Source organism: Buttiauxella warmboldiae (assembly GCF_003818135.1).
GTDB lineage: Bacteria > Pseudomonadota > Gammaproteobacteria > Enterobacterales > Enterobacteriaceae > Buttiauxella > Buttiauxella warmboldiae.
Window position 1 is genome coordinate 1 of sequence record NZ_RPOH01000056.1, and the last position, 20566, is coordinate 20566.

Annotated in this window: 18 protein-coding genes and 1 other RNA gene; 7 read left to right on the plus strand and 12 right to left on the minus strand. The window is 53.7% G+C overall.

Annotated features, from left to right (window positions below; genetic code table 11):
* The first annotated feature begins 227 nt into the window (after nucleotides 1–227).
* Nucleotides 228–1217, plus strand: coding sequence for a tRNA-modifying protein YgfZ (ygfZ, locus tag EHN07_RS13365; protein ID WP_124024604.1), 990 nt, complete (start codon nucleotides 228–230; stop codon nucleotides 1215–1217).
* A 39-nt stretch (nucleotides 1218–1256) separates the two neighbouring features.
* Here ygfZ and trhA read toward each other — a convergent pair whose 3' ends face one another.
* Nucleotides 1257–1910, minus strand: coding sequence for a PAQR family membrane homeostasis protein TrhA (gene trhA, locus EHN07_RS13370; protein WP_124024605.1), 654 nt, complete (start codon nucleotides 1908–1910; stop codon nucleotides 1257–1259).
* A 238-nt stretch (nucleotides 1911–2148) separates the two neighbouring features.
* Here trhA and EHN07_RS13375 point away from each other — a divergent pair, with 238 nt between their 5' ends.
* The 3 genes from EHN07_RS13375 to EHN07_RS13385 all read left to right on the plus strand — a co-directional run bounded on the left by EHN07_RS13375 (nucleotide 2149) and on the right by EHN07_RS13385 (nucleotide 6062).
* A complete protein-coding gene (locus EHN07_RS13375) occupies nucleotides 2149–2877 on the plus strand; it encodes a MurR/RpiR family transcriptional regulator (protein ID WP_124024619.1) in 729 nt (242 codons plus the stop codon).
* Nucleotides 2878–3042: 165 nt separating this feature from the next.
* Nucleotides 3043–4476, plus strand: coding sequence for a 6-phospho-beta-glucosidase (locus EHN07_RS13380; protein WP_124024606.1), 1434 nt, complete (start codon nucleotides 3043–3045; stop codon nucleotides 4474–4476).
* 194 nt (nucleotides 4477–4670) lie between these two features.
* The gene (locus tag EHN07_RS13385; RefSeq protein ID WP_124024620.1) at nucleotides 4671–6062 is read left to right on the plus strand and encodes a cytochrome-c peroxidase; all 1392 of its coding nucleotides are present in this window, start codon (nucleotides 4671–4673) and stop codon (nucleotides 6060–6062) included.
* A gap of 48 nt (nucleotides 6063–6110) precedes the next feature.
* Here the strand turns inward: EHN07_RS13385 and EHN07_RS13390 are convergent, their stop codons facing one another.
* The 10 genes from EHN07_RS13390 to EHN07_RS13435 all read right to left on the minus strand — a co-directional run bounded on the left by EHN07_RS13390 (nucleotide 6111) and on the right by EHN07_RS13435 (nucleotide 18430).
* A complete protein-coding gene (locus tag EHN07_RS13390) occupies nucleotides 6111–7577 on the minus strand; it encodes a sensor histidine kinase (RefSeq protein WP_124024607.1) in 1467 nt (488 codons plus the stop codon).
* 3 nt (nucleotides 7578–7580) lie between these two features.
* Entirely contained in the window at nucleotides 7581–8294 is a 714-nt protein-coding gene (locus tag EHN07_RS13395) for a response regulator transcription factor (protein WP_124024608.1), read from the minus strand.
* An 84-nt stretch (nucleotides 8295–8378) separates the two neighbouring features.
* Nucleotides 8379–9122 (minus strand): SDR family oxidoreductase, encoded by a 744-nt coding sequence (locus tag EHN07_RS13400; RefSeq protein WP_124024609.1) that lies wholly within the window; start codon nucleotides 9120–9122, stop codon nucleotides 8379–8381.
* Nucleotides 9123–9193: 71 nt separating this feature from the next.
* On the minus strand, nucleotides 9194–12067 hold the full coding sequence (gcvP, locus tag EHN07_RS13405; RefSeq protein WP_124024610.1) for an aminomethyl-transferring glycine dehydrogenase: 2874 nt from the start codon (nucleotides 12065–12067) through the stop codon (nucleotides 9194–9196).
* Nucleotides 12068–12190: 123 nt separating this feature from the next.
* On the minus strand, nucleotides 12191–12580 hold the full coding sequence (gene gcvH, locus EHN07_RS13410; protein WP_124024611.1) for a glycine cleavage system protein GcvH: 390 nt from the start codon (nucleotides 12578–12580) through the stop codon (nucleotides 12191–12193).
* Between the two features lie 21 nt (nucleotides 12581–12601).
* Complete coding sequence (gcvT, locus tag EHN07_RS13415) at nucleotides 12602–13699, minus strand: glycine cleavage system aminomethyltransferase GcvT (RefSeq protein WP_124024612.1); 1098 nt, start codon at nucleotides 13697–13699, stop codon at nucleotides 12602–12604.
* 421 nt (nucleotides 13700–14120) lie between these two features.
* Nucleotides 14121–15323, minus strand: coding sequence for an FAD-dependent 2-octaprenylphenol hydroxylase (gene ubiI / locus EHN07_RS13420; RefSeq protein WP_124024613.1), 1203 nt, complete (start codon nucleotides 15321–15323; stop codon nucleotides 14121–14123).
* 12 nt (nucleotides 15324–15335) lie between these two features.
* A complete protein-coding gene (gene ubiH, locus EHN07_RS13425) occupies nucleotides 15336–16514 on the minus strand; it encodes a 2-octaprenyl-6-methoxyphenyl hydroxylase (RefSeq protein WP_124024614.1) in 1179 nt (392 codons plus the stop codon).
* Nucleotides 16511–17827 (minus strand): Xaa-Pro aminopeptidase, encoded by a 1317-nt coding sequence (gene pepP, locus EHN07_RS13430; RefSeq protein ID WP_124024615.1) that lies wholly within the window; start codon nucleotides 17825–17827, stop codon nucleotides 16511–16513. The genes ubiH and pepP overlap by 4 nt, the downstream gene beginning before the upstream one ends.
* A gap of 24 nt (nucleotides 17828–17851) precedes the next feature.
* Nucleotides 17852–18430: a YecA/YgfB family protein gene (locus EHN07_RS13435; protein WP_148085472.1), complete on the minus strand. Its 579-nt coding sequence runs from the start codon at nucleotides 18428–18430 to the stop codon at nucleotides 17852–17854.
* A gap of 168 nt (nucleotides 18431–18598) precedes the next feature.
* Between EHN07_RS13435 and zapA the strand changes: the two genes are divergently transcribed.
* From zapA to EHN07_RS13450, 3 genes are all read left to right on the plus strand, one after another.
* Nucleotides 18599–18928 carry a cell division protein ZapA gene (gene zapA, locus EHN07_RS13440; RefSeq protein WP_034498319.1) on the plus strand — a complete coding sequence of 110 codons (330 nt, stop codon included), beginning with the start codon at nucleotides 18599–18601 and terminating at the stop codon, nucleotides 18926–18928.
* A 41-nt stretch (nucleotides 18929–18969) separates the two neighbouring features.
* Nucleotides 18970–19153: non-coding RNA, 6S RNA (gene ssrS, locus EHN07_RS13445), on the plus strand.
* A gap of 25 nt (nucleotides 19154–19178) precedes the next feature.
* Nucleotides 19179–19775 (plus strand): 5-formyltetrahydrofolate cyclo-ligase, encoded by a 597-nt coding sequence (locus tag EHN07_RS13450; RefSeq protein ID WP_124024617.1) that lies wholly within the window; start codon nucleotides 19179–19181, stop codon nucleotides 19773–19775.
* 2 nt (nucleotides 19776–19777) lie between these two features.
* Here EHN07_RS13450 and EHN07_RS13455 read toward each other — a convergent pair whose 3' ends face one another.
* The gene (locus EHN07_RS13455; RefSeq protein WP_124024618.1) at nucleotides 19778–20389 is read right to left on the minus strand and encodes a DUF2238 domain-containing protein; all 612 of its coding nucleotides are present in this window, start codon (nucleotides 20387–20389) and stop codon (nucleotides 19778–19780) included.
* Between the last annotated feature and the right edge of the window lie 177 nt (nucleotides 20390–20566).

Below are 20566 nucleotides of genomic sequence, written 5' to 3' on the forward strand. Positions count from 1 at the left end.
TCCTTCTTTGTCAGCAATCTTAGTGTAACGTGTTTTCATTGCAGACATTAACTGAATGTTACTGTTTGCACGTTTTATGGTGAGAAATATCGGCTACACGTTACCGTGCGATTAACCCTGCGGGAAATCGCGTTAACGCACGAGTAACAGTATCAAACTGCTTGCATTGCCAGGTGGCTCTTTTACCATTGAGCCAATTCATCTGCTCAAAACACCAGGACATCACTATGGCTTTCACTCCATTTCCACCACGTCAGCCTACGGCCGCAGCCCGCCTGCCGCTAACGCTCATGACTCTTGATGACTGGGCGCTGGCAACGGTGACGGGCAAAGATGCAGAAACCTATCTGCAAGGCCAGGTTACCGCTGACGTAGCACAGCTGGCGGCAAACCAGCATACGCTCTGCGCGCACTGTGACGCAAAAGGCAAAATGTGGAGCAATCTGCGTCTGTTCCATCGCGGCGAAGGTTTTGCGCTGATTGAACGCCGCAACCTGCGTGATGCACAGCTTGTCGAGCTAAAAAAATATGCGGTGTTCTCCAAAGTCACCATTCTACCCGATGACGAAAGCGTGCTGTTAGGCGTGGCGGGTTTCCAGGCCCGCGCGGCTCTGGCAAATGTTTTTACCACGCTGCCAGATGCCGAAAATCCGGTAGTTCAGGCAGGCTCCACGACGATGCTGTGGTTTAACCTGCCTGCCGAGCGTTTCATGCTGGTAACCGATGAGGCAACCGCCCGGGCGCTGGCTGAAAAATTACAGGGCGAAGCGCAGCGTAACGACAGCCAGCAATGGCTGGCACTGGAAATTGAAGCCGGTATTCCGGTTATTGAACCGGTTAACAGCGCACAGTTTATTCCGCAGGCCACCAACCTCCAGGCTTTAGGCGGCATTAGCTTCAAAAAAGGCTGCTACACCGGCCAGGAAATGGTGGCACGCGCGAAATTTCGTGGCGCTAACAAGCGCGCGCTGTGGTTTCTTGCAGGGAAAGCCAGCCGCTTACCCCAGGCCGGTGAAGATCTGGAACTGAAAATGGGCGACAGCTGGCGTCGTACCGGCACGGTGCTGGCCGCAAGCCAGCTTGATGATGGCCGCGTGCTGGTACAGGTGGTGATGAATAACGATCTGGAAGCCAATAGCGTACTGCGCGTACGCGACGATAACGGCAGCGAACTGGTTATTGAACGTCTGCCGTATTCATTAGAAGACGAAAAGTAACGCTTAACCGTGTCGCTCCCGGCCGCGGGGCGACACGAATTAATGGATATACAAATAGATAGCCAGGAAGTGGCACACGCTGCCGCCAAGGACAAAGCCATGCCAGATTGCATGGTTGTAGGGAATGCGTTTACAAACGTAGAAAATCACCCCCAGCGAGTAAATCACCCCGCCTACCGCCAACAGCGTTACGCTGCCCGGAGCAAGCTTCATCACCATCTGGTAGATCACCACCAGCGATAGCCACCCCATCAGCAGGTAAGTGACTAACGATAAAACTTTAAAGCGATGCGCGATGGTCAGCTTAAAGAGAATACCGGCCAGCGCCAGCCCCCAAATCACTATCATCAGCCCGCGTGCCAGGGGTGAGCCCAGTCCCACGAGTAAAAATGGCGTGTAGGTTCCGGCTATCAGCAGGTAAATCGCGCAGTGGTCAAATTTCTTCAGCCAGCGTTTAGCGCGTTGATGAGGAATAGCGTGATATAGCGTTGAGGCGAGAAACAGTAAAATCAGGCTGCCGCCGTACAGGCTATAGCTGGTGATTGCCGTCACGCTGGCGTTGGCATCCACTGCCTGTATCAGTAATAGCACCAGCCCGACAATCCCCAGAACCAGCCCGATACCATGGCTAATACTGTTGGCGACTTCCTCCGCCAGGGAATATCCTTTTTCTATCAATGGTTTGTCAGCCATATGTCCACTCCCGGTGAGACAAAAGAGAGAAAATACATCGCCGCTAGCATAGCTGAGAATGATTCCAGCGAACACCTGTACGCTAAAATAAATCGAGCGGCGTTTATAGCCCTACTCGTACACTATCGCCGAATTTGTTCGACGCACGAAGCGGTTGCACAGGCGCAAGCCGGTGGGAAATATGGCACTATATCGCCAGTCATCGCTATTAAGCGCAGGAAAAGGGCTGGTTAATTTAATGTTCACTCATGCAGCAATTGCCGGGCTCAACGGCCTGGAAATGATGGTCTACAACTTTGTCATCAAAAACCGTGACAAGGTGATGTATATGACTATTCGCGAGCTGGCCGATGCGGTGGGCGTTTCCACCACTACGGTGCTGCGTTTTTGCCGCAAGCTGAACTGCGAAGGTTACTCTGAGTTTCGGGTGCGTTTTAAATTATATCTTGAGCAACAGGATGAGCCGCTGGTAAATTTTGGCGCCAGTGAAATCATCAGCTTTTTTAAAAGCACCAACAATCAGGAGTTCGATAAATTAATCGATCGGGCGGTTGATATTATTTGTTCATCAGAACGCATTATATTTGTTGGCGCCGGCACCTCTGGCGCCCTGGCTAAATATGGTGCACGTTTTTTCTCTAACGTTGGTAAATTCAGTAACCATATTGATGACCCTTATTTTCCGGTGACCAATGATATGGCGAAAAACGCGCTGGCAATCGTGCTTTCGGTTTCCGGTGAAACCGAAGAAATTCTGCGCTTTGCCAGCCAGTTCAGCCTGCATAACTGCAAGGTGCTTTCCGTCACCAGCCATGAAAACTCTTCGCTGGCAAGGCTTGCCGACTTTAATATCTCCTGGCATATTCCACTGACCCGGGTCGGTGGCGGTTATGACATCACGACGCAAATTCCGGTTATTTATATTTTAGAAACTATTGGCCGTAAGCTGGCTAAGAAAATAGCATAAAGAAACAGGCTGTTTTTTCCCGGTAACAAATCACAATCGCCGTGATTTGTTATATCGTGACAAGTCAATCTCATTTGTTAAACTCCAGACCAGAGCTTATTTAACTTAACGCCAAATGTGATCTATCCCACATTATATTCAGCGCTAACCGTGAGATGAACAAATATGAAAAAACTGACCTTACCAAAAGACTTTTTATGGGGCGGCGCGGTTGCCGCGCATCAGGTCGAAGGCGGCTGGAACAAAGAAGGCAAAGGCCCAAGTATTTGTGATGTACTAACCGGTGGCGCGCACGGCGTACCGCGTGAGATAACTCAGGAAGTGCTGCCGGGTAAATATTATCCTAACCATGAAGCCATTGATTTTCATGGGCGCTATAAAGAAGACATCGCGCTGTTTGCCGAAATGGGCTTTAAATGCTTCCGCACGTCTATTGCCTGGACGCGCATTTTCCCGCAAGGCGACGAGCTACAGCCCAACGAAGCAGGGCTGAAGTTCTACGATGACATGTTTGATGAGCTGCTGAAGTACAATATCGAGCCGGTTATCACCCTCTCCCACTTTGAAATGCCGCATTACCTGGTCACCGAATACGGCGGCTGGACCAACCGTAAAGTGGTCGATTTCTTTGTGCGTTTTGCCGAAGTGGTGTTTGAACGCTACAAGAGCAAAGTGAAATACTGGATGACCTTTAACGAGATCAATAACCAGCGCAACTGGCGCGCTCCTCTGTTCGGTTATTGCTGCTCTGGCGTGGTTTATACCGAACACGATAACCCGGAAGAAGTGATGTACCAGGTGCTGCACCACCAGTTTGTGGCAAGCGCCATGGCCGTGAAGATTGGCCATCGCATCAACCCTGAAATGCAAATCGGCTGCATGCTGGCGATGGTGCCGCTGTATCCGTTCTCCTGCAAACCGGAAGATCAGATGTATGCCCAGGAATCCATGCGTGAGCGTTATGTCTTTACTGACGTGCAGCTGCGTGGCTACTACCCATCGTATGTGTTAAACGAGTGGGAACGTCGCGAGTTCAACATCAAAATGGAAGCGGGCGACGAGCAAATCCTGCGTGAAGGGGTGTGTGATTACCTCGGCTTCAGCTATTACATGACCAACGCGGTGAAAGCCGACGGTGGCACCGGTGACGCGCTATCTGGCTTCCAGGGCAGCGTACCAAACCCGCACGTTAAAGCGTCCGACTGGGGCTGGCAGATTGACCCGGTTGGCCTGCGTTACGCGCTGTGTGAACTGTACGAACGCTACCAGAAGCCGCTGTTTATTGTTGAAAACGGCTTTGGTGCTTACGACAAGGTGGAACAAGACGGTGCCATCAATGACGACTACCGCATCGATTATCTCAAAGCCCACGTTGCAGAGATGATAAAAGCGGTCACCTGGGACGGCGTGAAGTTAATGGGCTACACCCCATGGGGCTGTATCGACTGCGTCTCCTTCACCACCGGGCAATACAGCAAACGCTACGGTTTTATCTATGTAAACAAGCACGACGACGGCACCGGCGATATGTCGCGCTCGCGCAAGAAGAGCTTTAGCTGGTACAAAGAAGTCATCGCCAGCAACGGCGAAAATATTTAAATTTTTCAGGGCGCTCCGGCGCCCTTTTATTTTTCTGCATCGGTGAAACCTATTTTAATGATAGGCGACCTCGCGCCTGCTCTTTGATAAGACGCAACAATCCCTTCAGCGTCATTACAGATGATAAGACCACAAAAAATGCTGTGGTTACGAATCGCCTTGATTCGCTTTTTATCTCTGGAAAGGACGATATGATGAGAACAACGACTAAGCTCCTCACCGCTGCCGCCTGTATCGGCATTCTGGGGTATCTGAGTCTCGTCGGATACGTGCATTACCACGACACGGACCATACTCAGTTCCCCACCACGACAGGCAATCTGCCACCGCTCAATGCCAGCGTACTCGGCATTCTCAATGAAAAAGGCTGTGATTACTGCCATACCCCGGAGGCAAAGCTCCCTTTTTATGCGACTTTCCCGGTGGCCAAACAGCTGATGGATTACGATATCCAGCTTGGTTACAAGTCTTTCAATTTGAAGGATATCCGCAAAAGTCTGCTGGAAAACAGCGTTCCACCGCAAAGCGATCTGAATAAAATTGAGTGGGTGATGGAACACGAAACCATGCCGCCGACTCGCTACATTGCGCTGCACTGGGCCGGTCACATGAATGAGCAGGAGCGTACCGCTTTACTCACGTGGGTAAAAAAACAGCGCCTTGAGCACTATGCGACACCGGATATGGCTGAAAACCGCCGCAATGAACCGGTGCAACCCATTCCATTTTCGCTTCCTGTTGACGGCAAGAAAGTCGCGTTAGGCATGCGGCTATACCATGACCCGCGCTTGTCCGGCGATAACTCAATTTCCTGCGCGCATTGCCATCAGCTCGGAGCCGGTGGCGTCGACGGGCTTAAAACCTCGCAGGGCGTTGGTGGGGAAATTGGGCCAATAAATGCCCCCACCGTGTTTAACGCGATCTTTAATATTGAGCAGTTCTGGGATGGACGAGCCGCCGACCTTCAGGCCCAGGCGGGCGGCCCGCCGCTGAATCCGATTGAGATGGCCTCCAAATCCTGGGATGAGATTACGGGTAAACTCAGGCAAGATCCCATACTGACCCGCGATTTCACCGCCGTCTATCCGCAAGGTTTCTCAGGCCCGGCAATCACCGATGCGATTGCCGAATTTGAAAAGACATTAATTACCCCGAACGCCCCATTTGATCGCTATCTGCGGGGTGATGAAAACGCGCTTACCGCGCAGCAAAAACACGGTTATCAGCTGTTTAAAGAGAATAAATGTGCCACCTGCCATACGGGGAAAATTCTCGGAGGCCGCTCTTTTGAGCCGCTCGGGCTGAAAAAAGATTTTGGTTTTGGCGAGATAACCCCGGCAGATATTGGGCGTATGAATGTGACCAAAGAGGTTCGCGATCGCCTGCGCCAGAAAGTGCCGACGCTGCGCAACGTGGCGCTGACGGCCCCCTATTTCCACCGGGGAGACGTTCCGACGCTGGATGAAGCGGTAAAACAAATGCTGAAATATCAGGTTGGTACAACACTGCCACAAAATGACGTCGATGATATCGTGGCATTCCTGCATACGTTAAACGGTGTCTACACTCCTTATCCGCTCAATTAAATCAGTCAGATACCGCTTGTTTGCGCCATGCAACCAAGCGGTAGTTTTTTAGATGGGAAGCGCAAAGCGGAAACAGGCACCGCTTTCTGGTTTCTCCACCAGCGCGATATCGCTGCCGTGCAGCTGCAGCATCTGGCGCACAATCATCAGCCCCAAACCGCCGACTCTGACGTGCGGCTGGCTGACAATTGATGGGCGTACAAACAAACCTTCTTTGAGCTCCTCGGGGATCCCCGGCCCGTTATCGCTGATTTGCACCATCACTTTTTCGCCCTCCTTCCACAAGCGAACCGCAACGGTTCCCTGCTCCGGCGTATGGCGAATAGCATTGTCCAGCAGGTTAGTCAGCACGCGCTCAATCATGCCCAGATCGGCATAGATCGCAGGCAAACCGGGCTGGATATCAGCGAGCAGCTGTAATTGCCGCGTTTGCGTCATCAGTTCGAATTTCTGGAAGACATCCTGCAATAATTCCCCCAGGCAGAAATGCTCTTTCTGCGGCTTCACAACGCCATATTCCAGGCGCGCTAGCTCAAACAGTGATTGCGCAAGGGTGCGGACTTTCTGGCTTTGCGCTAACGCGATCTCCAGATAACGTTTTTTCTCAGCTTCCGAAAGCGTCGCCGACATCACGGATAAGCTTTCCAGATAACCATGCATCGACGTCAGTGGCGTGCGTAGATCATGGGAAATATTGGCAATAAATTCTCGCCGTAATTGATCTTGCTGTGAAAGCCGATGCCACTGTTCTGAAATGCGGCGCGCCATAGTGATAACCCCCTGGCGCAGTTGGCTGATTTCATCGTGATGCTGTGTTTTTTCAAGCGGCAGTGCCGCCATGGCCTGCATTTCAGCCATGCCGCCGGTTTCCAGCGCATTCACCTGGTGTGAGAGTGAACGCAGCGGTCGGGTTATCCAGCGAAACGCCAGGCCACCGACAATCAGACCTAATAATGCAATCAGGCTGATGGTCAGCAGCACCACTTTTGAAATGGTGTTAAATCGCGCATCGCTTGCCAGGACATTGTAATTTTCACCCAACAAAATGATGTACAAATAGCCCTTAACTTCGCCGTTTTGCATCATTGGCGCGACGCTGAACACTTTTTTGGCATCAGGGCTCCGGGGGTCGTCGCCATAAACAGGAAACGGCTGTTTATCGAGAGCGGCCTGAATCGGCTCCAAATCTACATGATGGCGTTTAATATGATTCGGTGGCGCCGCATCACCAATAATATTGCCTTTTTGATCCAGCAGATAAACCTCAACGCTTGGGTTTACCGTCATCAGGTGGTCAAACAGGCTGCGCACAGAATCATTGTTCAAGCCATCCTGACCAAGCAATGGATAGCTTTGGTTGATGTGCTCAGCGAGCGAACCAGAAAGTTGTTGTATTACCGCCTGGCTGTACTGCGAGCTGGTGCGAATTTGCAGCCACCCCAGCAATGAACAGGAGGTGATCAGCAGCAACGCAAAAACCAAAGTCAGGCGCTGGGAAAGCGTGAATTTTCGCATGGTTTACTCGTGTCGGGGGGCGATGAATTTATACCCTTTACCCCACACCGTCAGGATAAATTCCGGCTCTGCGGGGTTATCTTCAATCTTGATGCGCAGCCGATTAATGTGGGTATTGACCGTGTGCTCATAGCCTTCATGCTGATAGCCCCAGACCTGGTTGAGCAAATTAAGCCGTGAGAACACCTTGCCGGGATGCCTGGCAAAAAACCACAGCAGGTCAAACTCGCGCGGGGTCAGTTCTACAGACCGCTCTCTAAGACACACATCGCGGGCAAGGGGGTCGATAGCCAGGCGTTCAAAAGTGAGCTTTCCTGCATCCTGCAACAGGTTCTGGCTCATCGCTTCCTGGCGGCGAAACAGCGCTTTCACCCGCGCCACTAATTCCAGCATTGAAAATGGTTTAGCCAGATAATCATCGGCACCCAGTTCCAGCCCCAGAACACGATGTGTTTCGCTTGAACGCGCGCTGATCATCACAATCGGCGTGTAACGCTTCATGGTACGGGCATGACGGCAGATTTCCAGACCATCAACGCCGGGCAGCATAAGATCCAGAATTAATGCATCCCAGCCGCCCTGTTTAAGCAATTCCAGCCCCTGTGAACCTTCAGCCGCATGGACAATGTCATAGCCTTCTTCCCGCAAATGCAGCTGCAGGAGTTCAGCAATATTTTCGTCATCCTCAACGATTAACAACTTTTTGGAGTGATTCACCTGTTGCTCTCCTTGCTGAATAGTATGTTGAAAGTCTACACAACAAGCAGAGCAGAAGTTGTCACATTTTGTTGAACTCTCGTGCTATTTACCACCGGCTAAATCGAGGAAACTGCCCGTTACATACGAGGCTTTATCGCTAAGTAGCCAGACAATAGCTTCCGCCACTTCTTCCGGCTGCCCGCCGCGTTTCATCGGTAATAGATCTTTGATGCGATCAACGCGCCCTGCTTCGCCACCAGAGGCATGTATATCGGTATAAATGAGCCCGGGACGCACGCCATTAACACGAATCCCCTGCGCGGCAACTTCCAGAGCCAGCCCGATGGTTAACGAATCCACAGCCCCCTTTGACGCCGCATAGTCAACATATTCACCCGGCGCGCCTAAACGAGATGCTGCCGATGAGACGTTAACAATCGCCCCACCGTTTCCACCGTGGCGAAGCGCCATGCGTTTTACCGCTTCACGGCAGCAAAGGAAATAGCCCGTAACATTGGTTGCCAGAACGCGATTAATACGCTCTTCCGTTAACTCTTCGATGGTGGATTGCTGGAATAAAATTCCGGCGTTATTGACCAGCGCGGTAACCGGTCCGAAAACACGATCGATTTCCACGAACATCGCCATGACTTGCAGCTCATTGGCGATATCCGCTTTGATGGCAATGGCCTCACCGCTATGGGCGCGAATAATACTGACGACTTCATCCGCGGCCTGTTTGTTTTGCAGGAAGTTAACTACGACTTTGTAACCGGATTGCGCCAGCAGGATGGCGGTGGCTCGGCCAATTCCGCGGCTGCCGCCGGTAACTAATGCGACGGACATTTTACCTCCTGAAGCCCCTCAACCCAACCCTCTCCCCTGGAAGAGGCCCAGGGTGAGGGTTATTTTAGAACTTACTGATATTCGCTCATCGGCACGCAGGAGCAGAACAGGTTACGGTCGCCGTAAACGTCATCCAGGCGTTTCACGGTCGGCCAGTATTTATTGCCATGGCCTGCCGGGAATACCGCCAGTTCGCGGGTATACGGGTGCGTCCAGTCAGCCACGATTTCGTCCTGGGTGTGCGGGGCGTTAACCAGCGGGTTATCTTCCAGCGGCCATTCACCCCGTGCCACGCGGTCGATTTCAGTGCGGATAGTCAGCATCGCGTCAATAAAGCGATCCAGTTCCAGTTTACTTTCGGATTCTGTCGGCTCAACCATCAGCGTGCCCGCCACCGGGAACGACATGGTCGGCGCATGGAAACCAAAATCAATCAGCCGCTTAGCAATATCCAGCTCGCTGATACCGGTCTCTTCTTTCAGCGGACGAATATCAAGAATGCACTCATGCGCGACGTGGCCACTGCGCCCGGTATACAGAATCGGGAAAGCAGATTTCAGGCGGGTCGCAATATAGTTAGCGTTGAGGATTGCCGTCTGGCTGGCTTTTTTCAGCCCCTGCGCGCCCATCATGCGGATGTACATCCAGCTGATGGGCAGAATCGATGCGCTACCAAACGGTGCCGCAGAAACGGCGCCCTGCTGGGTCAGCATCTCTTCAATCTGCACCACGCTGTGACCTGGAACAAACGGAGCCAGGTGCGCTTTCACGCCGATTGGACCCATGCCCGGGCCGCCACCGCCGTGAGGAATGCAGAAGGTTTTATGCAGGTTAAGGTGCGAAACGTCTGCGCCGATATAACCTGGGGAAGTGATCCCCACCTGTGCGTTCATGTTCGCGCCATCCAGATAAACCTGGCCGCCGAACTGGTGAACAATCTGGCAAACTTCGCGGATGGTCTCTTCATACACACCGTGAGTGGACGGGTAGGTCACCATGATGCAAGACAGCGCATCGCCCGCTTGTTCTGCTTTCACACGCAGATCGTGAAGATCGATGTTGCCTTGCTTATCGCACGCGACAACGACCACTTCCATACCCGCCATTTGTGCTGACGCCGGGTTGGTGCCGTGTGCTGAGCTTGGGATCAGGCAAAGATTACGGCTGCCTTCATTACGGCTCTCATGGTAGCGGCGAATCGCCAGCAGGCCGGCGTATTCACCTTGTGCACCAGAGTTTGGCTGCATACAAAGCGCGTCATAACCGGTCAGCTTCACCAGCCAGTCGGACAGCTGGGCAATCATCTGGTGATAACCTTCCGCCTGGTTTGCCGGGCAGAACGGATGCAGTTCAGCAAATTCCGGCCAGGTGATGGGGATCATCTCAGCGGCGGCATTCAGCTTCATGGTGCAGGAACCGAGCGGGATCATCGCCTGATTCAACGCCAGATCTTTGCGTTCAAGCGAGTGCATGTAACGCATCATTTCGGTTTCGCTGTGGTAGCGATTGAATACCGGATGGGTCAGGATCGCATCCTCACGCAGCATCTCTTTCTGGATAGACAGGCTATCGCCCGCCACATTTTGATCTAATCGATCGATATCCAGACCGTGGTTTTCACCCAACAAGACATCGAACAGCGCCTGCACGTCTTCACGGGTGGTCGCTTCATCCAGTGTGATACCCACGGCATTGAGAATGTCGCTACGCAGGTTGATTTCACTGGCTTCAGCGCGCGCCAGAACACCGGCTTTATCGACCACTTCTACACATAAGGTGTCGAACCAATGTTTGTGACGCAGCACCAGCCCTTTTTGTTGCAGGCCAGCCGCCAGAATATCGGTCAGGCGATGAATGCGCCCTGCGATGCGTTTCAGGCCAGCCGGACCGTGGAACACCGCATACAGGCTGGCGATGTTTGCCAGCAAGACTTGGGAAGTACAAATGTTGGAGTTCGCTTTTTCGCGGCGAATATGTTGCTCGCGAGTTTGCATCGCCATGCGCAGCGCGGTGCGGCCCGCCGCATCGCGGGAAACGCCGATAATGCGGCCAGGCATAGAACGCTTGAATTCGTCACGCGCGGCAAAGAATGCCGCGTGTGGACCGCCGTATCCCATTGGCACGCCGAAACGCTGGGCGGAACCAAATACGATGTCGGCCCCTTGCTTGCCCGGCGCGGTCAGCAGTACCAGCGTCATAAAGTCAGCGGCAACGCTCACGATGACTTTGCGGCTTTTCAGTTCGCTAATCAGCGCGCTGTAATTATGCACCTCACCGGTGGTGCCAACCTGTTGCAGCAGCACGCCAAACACATCCTGATGATCCAGCACTTTTCCGGCATCATCGACAATCACCTCAAAACCGAAGGTTTCAGCGCGCGTGCGCACCACATCCAGCGTTTGCGGATGAACATCGGCGGCAACAAAGAAACGGTTGGCGTTTTTCAGTTTGCTGACGCGCTTAGCCATTGCCATAGCTTCTGCAGCGGCGGTGGCTTCATCCAGCAGTGAAGCGGAGGCGATATCAAGACCCGTCAGATCCAGCGTCACCTGCTGGAAATTGAGCAGCGCTTCAAGACGGCCTTGTGAAACTTCTGGCTGATACGGCGTGTACGCGGTGTACCAGCCTGGGTTTTCCAGCATATTACGCAGGATCACCGGCGGAGTTTGCACCGCGGTATAACCCATGCCGATGTACGTTTTGAAACGCTTGTTACGGCTGGCAATGGTCTTTAATTCAGCCAGGGCCGCGAATTCAGTTGCAGCCTCACCCACCTGTGGTGGCTCGGCAAGCTGGATATCAGCCGGAACGATCGATGCGATTAACTTGTCTAACGAACGAGCGCCCACCGCCTCCAGCATCTCGTGCTGCTGCTGTGCGTCTGGTCCAATGTGGCGGTCGATAAAGGCTTCGTGATTTTCAAGCTGACGTAAAGACTGGGTCATGAGCGGTGATTCCTGATGTGTTTTCCCCCTCTCCCTCAGAGAGGGCCGGGGTGAAGGTTGATGTGCTGATATTTCCCTCACCCTAACGCTCTCCCCGAAGGGGACGGGGTTGATTCGTGTCGGTTACTCGTCTTCTAACAGAGCTTCGTACGCAGTCGCATCCAGCAAACCATCCAGTTCGGACTCGTCACTTGCTTTGATCTTAAAGATCCAACCCGCCGCGTACGGCTCGCTGTTGATTAACTCAGGCGAGTCGCTCAGATCGTTGTTTACTGCGATGATCTCACCGCTGACTGGCGCGTAAATATCCGAAGCGGCTTTTACAGATTCAGCAACGGCGCAGTCATCGCCCGTGCTGACAGTTGCGCCCACTTCTGGCAGATCAACAAACACCATATCGCCGAGCAGCTCTTGCGCGTGCTCGGTAATACCCACGGTATAAGTCCCATCAGCTTCTTTGCGCAGCCACTCGTGCTCTTTGCTGTATTTCAATTCGTTCGGCACATTGCTCATTGTTTTCTCCTGATTACAAAATCACTGCGCGACGGCTTTTCCGCCGCGAACAAAAATTGGTTTAGTCACTTTTACCGGCATTTCACGGCTGCGGATTTGCACAATAGCAGTATCGCCGATGCCCGCAGGCACGCGCGCCAGAGCAATGCTGTAACCCAGAGTCGGTGAGAAAGTCCCGCTGGTAATCACGCCTTCACGGATGTTGCCTGACTCATCGGTAAAACGGACAGGCAGCTCATTACGCAATACGCCTTTTTCCGTCATCACCAAACCAACGAGCTGGTCGGTGCCCTTTTCGCGCTGGGCTTCAAGCGCTTCACGACCAATGAAATCGCGATCTTCAGGCTGCCAGGCGATAGTCCAGCCCATATTTGCCGCCAGCGGGGAGACGCCTTCATCCATTTCCTGGCTGTACAAATTCATACCTGCTTCCAGGCGCAGCGTATCGCGCGCGCCCAGCCCGCAAGGTTTCACACCAATCTCGACCAGTTGCGCCCAAAACTCAGCGGCTTTTTCGTTAGGCATCGCGATTTCGTAACCTGCTTCGCCGGTATAACCGGTTGTAGCAATAAACAAATCGCCAGCCTGAACACCAAAGAATGGCTTCATGCCAGCAACAGCAGCACGTTGTTCTGCGGTAAACAGCTGCGCGGCTTTGGCCTGCGCATTCGGCCCCTGAACGGCAATCAGCGACAGATCATCACGCACGGTAACGGAAACTGAGAACGGCTCGGCATGTTGATTAATCCAGGCCAGGTCTTTTTCGCGGGTCGCGGAATTCACGACCAGGCGGAAATAGTCTTCGGTCTGGAAATAGATAATCAGGTCATCGATAACCCCGCCGGAGGCGTTAAGCATCGCGGTGTAGAGGGCTTTACCCGGCTGGGTGAGTTTGGCAACGTCATTTGCCACTAAGTAACGCAGGAATTCGCGGGTGCGGCTGCCTTTCAGATCGACGATGGTCATATGCGAGACATCAAATATACCGGCATCGTTACGCACCGCGTGGTGCTCATCAATCTGCGAGCCATAGTGCAGTGGCATCATCCAGCCGTGGAAATCCACCATGCGCGCACCGCAGAGATTATGCTGTTCAAATAAAGGGGTTTTTTGAGTCATTTTTTCCTCTTTAGCCATCTGGTGGAAAAGCGCTGTTCGCTTTTCTTTGCGTCAGACGAAAGCCAGCATCGCCACCGATCCCGTGCGCGACGCAAACGTTACCTTTTGCCTGAACTTACCATTGAATGGGGGAGTAAACCATAAGGCGCGAACGGTCATTGGATTAGCTTATGACCAAAATCAGAGGCACATAATGCAGAGTATTCGACTGCAAAAATGCGAGGCACCGCCCATAAATAAGCAGCGTTTGGCTAAGAATTTAGGGTTATCTAACATTTCCGACCATTTCAGAAACAAATTCACTACATCACTAAAATCGTGAGATGAGAAAAAGTAATCCGAAACTGAGGGTGAGATTAGAATTTTTCAAATGGGGGAGGCATTTCCCTTTCCCGTAACAGGAAAGGGAAATGTGACGCGCTTAACGGAGCCAGGCGGGAAGATCGTCCAGGCCCATGGCCTTGCGAACCAGCTGCGGTTTTATCCCCGGAAGCGTATCAGCCAGTTTGAGGCCAATATCGCGCAGCAACTTCTTCGCCGGGTTGTTTCCGGCAAACAGTTCGCGGAAGCCCTGCATGCTGGCAAGCATCAACGCCGCACTGTGTTTGCGGCTGCGTTCGTAGCGGCGCAGGTATAAATACTGCCCGATGTCTTTGCCCTGACGCTGTAAACGACGCACTTCATCAATCAGTTCCGCCGCATCCATAAAACCCAGGTTCACACCTTGCCCTGCCAGCGGGTGAATGGTGTGCGCCGCATCGCCAACCAGCGCCAGGCGGTGGGCGGCGAAGCTACGCGCGTAGCGCCCCGTCAGCGGGAACACCTGACGTTCGCTTTCCACGCTGCATAGCCCCAGGCGCAGATCAAATGCCACGGACAGAGCCTGATTAAACTCTTCGGCAGTTGCCTGCTGCATGCGTTCGGCTTCCTGCGGCGGCAGCGACCAGACAATAGAGCACAAATGCGGGTCGCTTAACGGCAGAAATGCCAGGATGCCATCGCCATGAAACACCTGGCGGGCAACGGCCGCGTGTGGCTCTGCGGTGCGGATGGTGGCAACCAGAGCATGGTGGCGATAATCCCAAAACGTCAGCGGAATATCTGCCTGCTCACGCAGCCAGGAGTGGGCGCCATCAGCACCGATCGTCAAACGGGCAGTCAACATGGCGCCGTCTTTAAGCGTGATAAAGGCTTCATTTTCCCCCCACGCCACCTGCTGCAATTCGGCGGGGGCCATCAGCGTAACGTCGCTGCACTGTTCTGCCCGCTGCCACAGGGCATGGTGGATGACCTGATTTTCGATAATGTGGCCAAGATGGCTGAAACCAAAGGATTTGTCATCAAAAGCGATATGCCCGAAGCTGTCCTGATCCCACACTTCCATGCCGTGGTAACAGCTGGCACGCTGGGCGATAATTTTCGGCCAGACGCCAAGGTGAGTCAGCAGCTTTTCGCTGGCGGCATTGATGGCCGAGACGCGTAATGCCGGTGCAGATTCTGCGACCAGCGGCTGCGGCAGATGGTTCTCCAGCACCGCCACGCGCAAACCACTCCCCTGCAGGCCACAGGCAACCGCCAGACCCACCATGCCACCACCCACAATCGCCACATCAACGCTTTGCAAATTGACTCTCCTTTAACGCGCAACCCAACCGAGGGTGCGAACAGCCAGCACATCACGTGCCGGAGTAAAATGTTCCATCGCCAGCAAACCAAGATTGCGCCCCACCACCAGCGGCGCCCAGCGGTTAGCAAACAGCTGAACCAATCCATCGGTCACGCCAATGGTGGCAATTTTATCTTGCTGACGGCGCTGCTGATAGCCGGCCAGCACGCTAAAACTTCCCACGTCCTGAGAGGCTTCCTGGGCCGCTGCCAGATTTTCCGCAAGCGACATCACATCACGCAAACCGAGGTTAAAGCCCTGCCCGGCAATCGGGTGAAGGGTCTGCGCGGCATTTCCCACCAGCGCTACGCGGTGCGAAACCGACTGCGAAGCGGTAGTCAGCGCCAGAGGATAGTGCGACCGCGCACCAACGTGCGTGATGCGGCCAAGCCGCCAGCCAAACGCGCGCTGCAGCTCATGGCAGAAACGCGCGTCATCCCACTGCCTGATATCAGCCTGTGTCTCTGACGCCTGGCACCACACCAGCGAACAGCGCCCGTCAGACATCGGCAACATTGCCAGCGGGCCGTGCTCGGTAAAACGCTCGAACGCGCGCCCGCGGTGGGGTTGTGAAGTGGTGATGTTGGCAATAACCGCGATTTGTTGGTAATCCTGCTGCTGCCAGCTGATGCCGCACTGCGCCGCAAGCGGCGAGCGGGAACCATCAGCCGCCACCAGCAGTTTACCTTCCAGCTGCGTGCCGTTATCCAGGCTCACGCCGACGTTATCCGCTCCCCGGGTAAAGGCAGCAACGCGCTGTGGGCAGTGTAATGTCACGCCCGGCGCTTGACGCAGCAGAGCGAATAAGCGCAAACCGACATCATGCAGTTCCACAACCTGCCCTAGCGCAGGGATCTGGTAATCCTTTGCTTCGAGCGTGACAAATCCCGCATGGCCGCGATCGCTGACGTGCACGGTGGTAATCGCCGTAGCGCACTCTTTAATAGCAGGCCACACGCCAATACGCGTGAGCTGCTGGCAGGTCCCCTGGGCGATGGCAATGGCGCGGGCATCAAAACCGGGATGCGCCACAGATTCAGGCGCTGCCGCTTCAATCAAATGAACCGGCAATGTTCCCTGGGTTAACCGGGATATTGCCAGCGCGAGGGTTGCGCCGGCCATGCCGCCGCCGACAATGATGACGCTCATGGCTGACGTGCCGCCGCCATTAGCGCTTCGATATCATCGGCCGATTTCACCACGCTGGCGGTCAGGTTTTCATTGCCATCCGCGGTGATCAGAATATCGTCTTCAATACGAATGCCAATCCCGCGATATTGCGCAGGCACATCCGCATCTGGCGCAATATACAGGCCTGGTTCAACGGTGATAACCATTCCCGGCTCAAGTACGCGTGAACGATCCGGGCCGTAAAAGCCGACGTCATGCACATCAAGCCCTAACCAGTGGCTCAGGCCGTGCATAAAGAACGGGCGCTGGGCATTCTCAGCAATCAGCTGTTCGACCTCACCGTTGATAATGCCGAGCTTCACCAGGCCGCTCACCATAATGCGCACCACCTGCCCGGTGACGTCCTGTATTGAAACCCCTGGACGATAAAGAGCGAGCGCGGTAGTGAGGGATTCAAGCACGATGTCATAAACCGCCCGCTGCGGAGCGCTAAACTTACCGTTCACCGGGAAGGTGCGCGTGATATCGCCCGCATAGCCCTGGTATTCGCAACCGGCATCGATCAACACCAAATCGCCTTCGCGCATCTGGCTCTCATTTTCGGTGTAATGCAAAATACAGCCGTTTTCACCGCTGCCCACAATAGTGTTGTATGACGGAAAACGGGCGCCGTGGCGGTTGAATTCATGAAGAATTTCCCCCTCCAGCTGGTATTCGAACATCCCCGGACGGCACTTTTCCATCGCTCGGGTATGCGCCAGCGCGGTGATTTCCCCGGCGCGACGCAGCGCGATAATCTCCGCTTCTGACTTAAACAGACGCTGCTCGTGAACCCACGGACGCCAGTCAGTCAATGTTGCAGGGGCCGTGAGATTCTGGCGCGAGCCGCGGCGCAGTTTATCGAGCGCGGCAAAAACAATGCTGTCCGCGTAGTGGTACTCACCCTGAGCATGGTAGACCACATCAAGACCGTTCAGCAGCTGATACAGCTGTTCGCCAATTTCGGAAAACGCCAGCGCACGGTCAACGCCCAGCTTGCCTGGCGCCGCTTCCTGGCCAAGGCGACGCCCAAACCAGATTTCAGCCGTTTTATCGCGCAGGCGGTTAAACAGCACGCTGTGGCTGTGGGTTTCATCGCTTTTAATTAATACCAGTACAGCTTCAGGCTCGTTGAAGCCGGTGAAATACCAGAAGTCGCTGTTCTGACGATACGGATATTCACTGTCGGCACTGCGGGTCGCCTCGGGAGCGGCAAAAATAAGCGCGGCGCTTGCCGGTGCCATTTTGGCCAATAACGCCTGGCGGCGCCGCAGAAATTCGTGCTGATTCATCACCCCTCCTGAAGCTTATTATTTTTAGTGTAGCGTTGGTTTTTGCACTTCTGGCGCAGTGGGCGCCGGGCGAGTAAAGGTGTCATGGCACAGCAATACCGCCACACGCACATACTCGACGATCTCTTCAAGCGACATTTCCAGCTCTTCCTGGTCTTCGTCTTCGTCATAGCCCAGCTGCGCGATATTACGCAAATCGTCGATGGCTTCACCGGTTTCGCCAGTGACTTTATCGAGCTTAGGCTGCGTCACGCCAAGACCCAGCAGGAAGTGGTTGACCCATCCCGCCAGCGCGTCTGCACGGTCGAATACCGACACATCGTCGCCATCAGGCAGGTAAAGCTGGAACAGAAAACCGTCATCTTCCAGCGCGTCACCCGTTGCGCCGTGCATCTGACGCAGGGTATCAGCCAGGTTTTGTCCAAAAGCCAGCCCTTCGTTTGTCAGGTCATGCAGTAGCGGCTGCCAGCTGGCGTCTTTGTTGCCACCGCACAGCATTCCGCTAATCAGACCGTGCATTTCAGAGGCCGTCAGGCCTACACCTTGTTGGTTCAATAGTTGGCCGACTAAGTCGTAGTCAGGCATCGTGTTCTGTATAGACATGCGCATTCGCCATCGTTGGCAGGGAGAGTTCATGTTATGCTACCACCAGGGACCCCAAGGCACCAGAAAAGGGCTTGTATCTTCATTTTGGGATGGCTATAGTGACGCCCCTTTCGTTACCAGACACCGGTAAGCGAGAGGCGGGCGAGTTAACAGCAGGAAGGTGGCATGTCTGCACAACCAGTCGATATCCAAATTTTCGGTCGTTCATTGCGCGTGAATTGTCCGCCTGAACAACAGGATGCACTGAATCTTGCGGCTCAGGAGCTCGATCAGCGGTTGCAAGATTTGAAAGTTCGCACTAGAGTCACAAATACCGAGCAGTTAGTTTTTATCGCGGCACTGAATATTTGCTACGAGCTGGCTCAGGAAAAATCGAAAACCCGCGACTACGCTTCCAACATGGAAGAACGTATTCGGATGTTACAGCAGACCATTGAGCAAGCGCTGCTTGAGCAAGGGCGTATAACAGAACGACAGGGTCCAAATTTTGAATAACACTTCGCAGTTACCTATGGTAGAGTAGCTCTGAAGAACAAATTTCTCTGAGATGTTTGCATGCGGGCCAGTCCCCTGAGCCGATATTTCATACCACAAGAATGTGGTGCTCCAGATTCTGTGAGCATGCTCGGTCCGTCCGAGAAGCCTGATGATTCTGACGCTGCATTCACCTTGAACCAAGGGTTCAAGGGTTACAGCCTGCGGCGGCATCTCGGAGATTCCCTCTTTCTACCAGCCAGTCATTTCCATGACAAAAATTCAGCTAATCCCATCGCTTCGACAAGAAATCAGACAACGCATTCGGCAACGTCGCCGACAGCTCACGCCAGCGGAACAACACCTGTGCGCAGAACGTGCTGCCGAACGCATGCTTACTTATCAGCCGGTGGTGGATGCTTCCACGGTCGCGGTATTTTTGTCGTTTGACGGCGAGCTGGATACCACGCCGCTGATTCGCGCGTTGTGGAAAGCCGGGAAAAGCGTTTACCTGCCCGTGCTTCATCCATTCAGTAAGGGCAATTTGCTGTTCCTGCGCTACCACCAAAACAGCCATCTGGTGATGAATCGTCTGAAAATTCTTGAACCTGAACTTGATGTCCGTAACGTATTGCCGCTGGATCGGCTCGATGTGCTGATCGCTCCGTTGGTGGCGTTTGATGAACAGGGGCAAAGGCTGGGAATGGGGGGCGGCTTCTACGACCGCACCCTGCAAAACTGGCAGCAGCACGGCCTCTGGCCGGTTGGCCTGGCTCACGACTGCCAGCATGTTGCGGCATTGCCCGCAGAGCAGTGGGATATCCCCTTGCCTGCGGTGGTCACGCCTTCACGGATTTGGGAATGGTAGCGTCAGGCCGCACGCAGCTTAGCTAACTGCTGCGAATGCCAGTATCCCAACAGCAGAACCGTCGTCAACGCGCCAAGCAGCGCGCAAAACATATCGGATTGCGTATCCCAGATATCGCCCTGCGTCCCCAGAAACTCCTCTGCCCCCTGCCCTAAAATCAGCGCCGCCGCCCACTCTATAAGTTCATACAGCGCGCTGAACGCCAGCGCCACGCTGCACGCCAGAAAGGCGACCATTTTGCGCCCACGAACATAATTACCACGCATCAGAATTTCTCGCGCCGCCAGGGCTGGCACTAATCCCTGGAAAAAGTGGCCGAGTTTATCATAGGGGTTGCGGCTCAGGCCCAACCACTCCTGCACCTCAAAACCAACGGGGACTTTGGCGTAAGTGTACAAACCGCCAACCATTAAAATAATGGCGTGCAGGAAAATTAAAACATAGAGCAGCGGCGTCAGAGGGTGAGCCGAAAAGGTTGCTAAAAGCAGAGGGACAATAATGATTACCGGAGTCACTTCCATCAGCCAGGTTGCCCTGTCTGCGGTACTAAAGCCGGTATAGATAAGAATCAACAGAAGTAAAAATGCGCCGGATTTTAATATCGTGCTGGTCATGTTGCTTCGCCGTCTGGCTAAAATGTCACTATCGGTGGAGTAACAGAAAAAAACAACTCAGGGTCGGAAATTTCAGACCAAAAGAGGAGCCCTCGCGGGCTCCTCAGACTGATGACAAACCCCATGAGTTTCGCAAAACAAACATAGACCATTAATAAAAAACAAGGAAAATCAATT